Origin of the sequence: Trebonia sp. (assembly GCF_049794275.1) — a bacterium.
In the GTDB taxonomy this organism is placed as follows: Bacteria; Actinomycetota; Actinomycetes; order Streptosporangiales; family Streptosporangiaceae; genus Trebonia.
In genome coordinates, this window is the sequence record NZ_JBARCR010001193.1 from 1 (window position 1) to 3983 (window position 3983).

Here is a 3983-nt window from a genome sequence, read left to right on the forward strand (position 1 = left end):
GCGCCGCGGCTCGGGCACTTCTTCCGCGGCGTCGGCGTCACCGTGCTCGAGGGGTACGGGCTGACCGAGACGACCGCCGCGGTGTCGGTGAACCGCCCGGACCGGCAGAAGATCGGCAGCGTCGGCCTGCCGCTGCCCGGAGTCGCCGTCCGCATCGCCGACGACGGCGAGGTGCTGATCCACGGCAAGACGGTCTTCCCCGGGTACTGGCAGAACGAGGAGGCCACCGCCGAGACGTTCACCGAAGACGGCTGGTTCCGCAGCGGCGACATCGGCGAGCTCGACGACGAGGGGTTCCTCAGCATCACCGGCAGGAAGAAGGACATAATCGTCACCGCCGGCGGCAAGAACGTCGCTCCCGCGGTGCTCGAGGACCGGCTGCGCAGCCACCTGATCATCGGCCAGGCCATGGTCGTCGGGGACGGACGGCCGTTCGTGGCCGCGCTGATCACGATCGACACCGACGCGTTCGGGCCGTGGAAGGAGCAGCACGGCAAGCAGGCCAGCGCGACCGTCGCCGACCTCAAGGATGACCCGGACCTCGTCGCGGACGTGCAGCACGCGGTCGACGACGCCAACCTGGCGGTCTCCCGCGCCGAGTCCATCCGCAAGTTCCGGATCCTCGACTCGGACTTCACCCAGGAGCAGGGGCAGCTGTCCGCCAAGCAGGGCATCCGCCGGTCGGTGCTGGCCAAGGAGTTCGCCAGCGATATCGAGGCGCTGTACTCCTCCTAGGGAGGGTTACTCGAGGAGCGAGCGGAGGCGGGCGGCCGTCAGGTCCCAGGACCAGTCGCGCTCGACCCAGGCGCGGCCCTTGTCGCCCATCGCGCGGGCGGTGGCCGGGTCGGTGAGGAGGGCGACGAGCCGTCCGGCCAGCGCGCCGGTGTCGCGGCCGGGGACCACGTAGCCCGTCTCTCCCTCGAGGATCGCGTCAGGGGCGCCGCCCGAGTCGCCGCCGACCACCGGCAGCCCGGTCGCCGACGCCTCCAGGTAGACGATGCCGAGGCCCTCCACGTCGAGGCCGCCGCGCCTGGTCCGGCACGGCATGGCGAAGACGTCCCCGGCCGCGTAGTGCGCGGGAAGCTCGGCGGCCGGCACCGGACCGGTGAAGCGGACGCTTGGAGTCAGCCCGGTACGTTCGGACAACTGATGGAGAGCAGCCGAGTGCGGACCGGAACCGACGATCAGCAGGGATGCGTCGGGGACCTTCTTCAGCACCTCGGGCCACGCTGTGAGCAGCGTGTCCTGTCCCTTCCTGCGGACCAGCCTGGAGACGCAGACGACAACGGGGCGGCCGGCGAGCCCGTAGCGGTCCCTGACTATGTCGCGCGCCACCGGGTCCGGGCGGAACTGGGCCGCATCGACGGCCGGGTGCAGCTGGACCATGCGGGCGGCCGCGGCAGGCGAGAGCGCCCGCGCCAGCCGGACCCGGAAGTACTCGCCCAGGTACGTGACCACGTCGGTCTCGTCGCCGATGCGGCGCAGCAGGTTCCTGGCGACGGGCAGCGCGGCCCAGCCGGCCTCGTGGCCGTGGGTGATCGCGATCGCGCGCTCGATGCCCGCGCGGCGCAGCGCGGGGGTGATCAGCCCCAGCGGCGCGGCGGCACCGAAGATGACGGCCTCCGCTCCCCTGGACCTGACGAGCTGGACGGCGCGGCGGGTGACGGCAGGGCCGCCGATCATCAGCGACGTGGGGTGCCTGACCACCTCGAACGGCTGGGCCGCGTCGAACTCCCGCGCGCCGTCCCAGCGCGGGGCGTAGACGGTCAGCTTGCCGGGATCGAGCCGCAGCGCCAGCGCGTGCACGAACGACTGGATGCCGCCCCGCCTGGGCGGGAAGTCGTTGGTGACGATCAGCGTGCGGCGCATGGCGCCCATCAGTGTAGCCGCGCCCGGCAGCGGGTTACGGGCGGGCCGCGCCGTCGAAGTTGTCCGCGTACCAGGCGGTACTCATCGGGATCTTCTCCACGTCATACCCGGTTGACGGCGCGTCGATGATGTACCCGCCGCCGACGTACATCGCCACGTGGCCCTCGCCGTTGTAGTACAGCAGGTCACCTGGCTCGATCGACGACGCGGAGACGTGCGGCAGCGCGGCCCACTGGTCGTAGGTGTCGCGCGGGATCGAGATGCCCGCCGCCGCCCAGGCGGCCTGCACGAGCCCTGAGCAGTCGAACCCGTCCGCGCACGGGCCGGTGCCGCCGTACACGTACGGGCAGCCGAGCTGCTTGTAGACGAACGCGACGGCTGTGTCCGCCTGGGTGCCGGTGGGGCCGGTGTACGTGCCCGAGGTGGTGCCGCCGCCGCCAAGGGTCCCGGCGAGCACTTGCTGCTGCTGCGTCGCGGTCAGCGAGTCCAGCGTGTCCTGCTTGCTCTTGAGCAGCTTCTGGATGTGGTTCTTCGTCTGGGACCGCTGGCCGAGCAGCTGCTGGATGCCGAGCTCGGTGCGCTGCTGTTCCTGCTGCACGGAGCCGACCTGCTGGGCGAGGCCGAGGAAGTACTGGGTCTCCAGGTTCCTCGCGCCGGTGAGCTGCATGATGATCGACGCCTCGGCGAGCACCTGGGCGACGTCGTTCGAGGTGAGCAGCCCCGCCAGCGAGGTCTGCCCGGAGTCCATGTAGGAGGCGTTGGCGATCTGCGCGACCTTGAGCCGTGCGGCGTCGTACTTGGCCTGGTCGCCGGCCATTTCCTTGTTGACCTGGCTGAGCCTGGTCTTCGCCGCTGTCAGCTGCTCCGCCACCTGGTCGTACTGCTCGACGGCCTTGTTGAACTGAGCGGTGAGCTGGTTGACCTGCGCCTGCACCTGGCTGACCGTGGGCTGCGGCGCCGCGCCGGCGGCCTGTGAGACCCCGGTGGCGGCCCCGCCCGCCAGCAGGAAGGCGACGACCGCGACGGCGGCGCGCCGTCCCTTGGAGGCGCGGGCGATCGACGTGGGGGCCTTCAGTGCACGGACCTGGGGCATACAGGGAGGCTATTGAGGAAACTGGGACCACTTCAACCGATTCCGTCAATTACAGCGTCACGGTCAGGACGCCTTCGCCATTCGCGGCGCGTACCGCAGCGGCGGGATCAGCCCCGCGTTCGCGAGCACAGTCAGTGCCCGCAGTTCGGCGGGCCCGAGATCGGTTTCCTCCCCCACGAGCGCTGTCGCGGCGCAGTGGCCGCAGCCGAGGCCGCGCGCCTCGCACCGGTCGCAGTTGATCACCATGGTCGCCGCCTCCCGCGGTTCGTAGCGGAAACGAATTGCCTTTTTGCTCTCCAGGGACACGGTAGAGGGGGCTACTGACATTCCGGCGGAATGTCGGTACCCCGCCGTACCGTGGTTGACGTGACGGAAACTCAGGGCAGCCCCGCGGCGACCAGCGCCGCTGACGCCCTCCTGCGCGACCTGGACTTCACGGTCGTGGACGTGGAGACGACCGGCTGGTCCCCCGACGTGGCGGGGATCACCGAGATCGGCGCCGTCCGGGTACGCAGGGGCGAGGTGGTCGCCGAGTTCACGTCGCTGGTCAACCCGGGCACGCCGGTCCCGGCGCCGATCACCGAGCTCACCGGGATCAGCGACCCGATGCTGGCCCTCGCCCCGCCGGTCGCCGCCGTGCTGCCCGGCCTGCTCGCGTTCGCGGAGGGCAGCGTGCTCACCGCCCACAACGCCCCGTTCGACCTGCGCTTCCTGGTCGCGGCGTGCGCGGCGGCGGGCCTGGGCTGGCCCGGCTTCGAGGTGCTGGACACGGTCCGGCTGGCCAGGTACCTGATGGCTGCCCCCGACGAGGTGCCCGACAGGAAGCTGGGGACGCTGGCTGAGTACTTCGGGACGCCGGTACGGCCATCGCACCGGGCGCTGGACGACGCCCGCGCCACCGCCGTCGTGCTCAGGGAGCTGCTGGCGCGGCTCGCCGACCGGGAAGGGGTGCACACGCTCGGGGAGCTGACCGCCTGGCTCGCCGCCCGCGACGCGGAAGCCGCCGCCAGGTTCGGACGGC

General features: G+C 71.5%; 5 protein-coding genes. 2 read left to right on the forward strand and 3 right to left on the reverse strand.

The annotated features are described in order from the left end of the window. Positions 1 to 735 (forward strand): AMP-dependent synthetase/ligase (locus WA805_RS29455; RefSeq protein WP_425243953.1); only part of this gene is annotated, 735 nt, incomplete at its 5' end. Positions 736 to 741: 6 nt separating this feature from the next. Here the strand turns inward: WA805_RS29455 and WA805_RS29460 are convergent. From WA805_RS29460 to WA805_RS29470, 3 genes are all read right to left on the reverse strand, one after another. After that, on the reverse strand, positions 742 to 1869 hold the full coding sequence (locus tag WA805_RS29460; RefSeq protein ID WP_424564732.1) for a glycosyltransferase family 4 protein: 1128 nt from the start codon (positions 1867 to 1869) through the stop codon (positions 742 to 744). Between the two features lie 34 nt (positions 1870 to 1903). After that, positions 1904 to 2962: an NlpC/P60 family protein gene (locus WA805_RS29465; RefSeq protein ID WP_422279662.1), complete on the reverse strand. Its 1059-nt coding sequence runs from the start codon at positions 2960 to 2962 to the stop codon at positions 1904 to 1906. Positions 2963 to 3025: 63 nt separating this feature from the next. Then, on the reverse strand, positions 3026 to 3208 hold the full coding sequence (locus WA805_RS29470) for a hypothetical protein (RefSeq protein ID WP_422325867.1): 183 nt from the start codon (positions 3206 to 3208) through the stop codon (positions 3026 to 3028). A 120-nt stretch (positions 3209 to 3328) separates the two neighbouring features. Here WA805_RS29470 and WA805_RS29475 point away from each other — a divergent pair. Further along, the coding region (locus tag WA805_RS29475) for an exonuclease domain-containing protein (protein ID WP_425243954.1) at positions 3329 to 3983 on the forward strand (655 nt) is incomplete at its 3' end.

What these genes read in the sequence shown, in the direction of transcription:
- WA805_RS29470 (WP_422325867.1), bottom strand. Translation starts at nt 3,208, where the DNA reads ATGGTGATCAACTGCGACCGGTGCGAGGCGCGCGGCCTCGGCTGCGGC.
- WA805_RS29465 (WP_422279662.1), bottom strand. Translation starts at nt 2,962, where the DNA reads ATGCCCCAGGTCCGTGCACTGAAGGCCCCCACGTCGATCGCCCGCGCC.
- WA805_RS29460 (WP_424564732.1), bottom strand. Translation starts at nt 1,869, where the DNA reads ATGCGCCGCACGCTGATCGTCACCAACGACTTCCCGCCCAGGCGGGGC.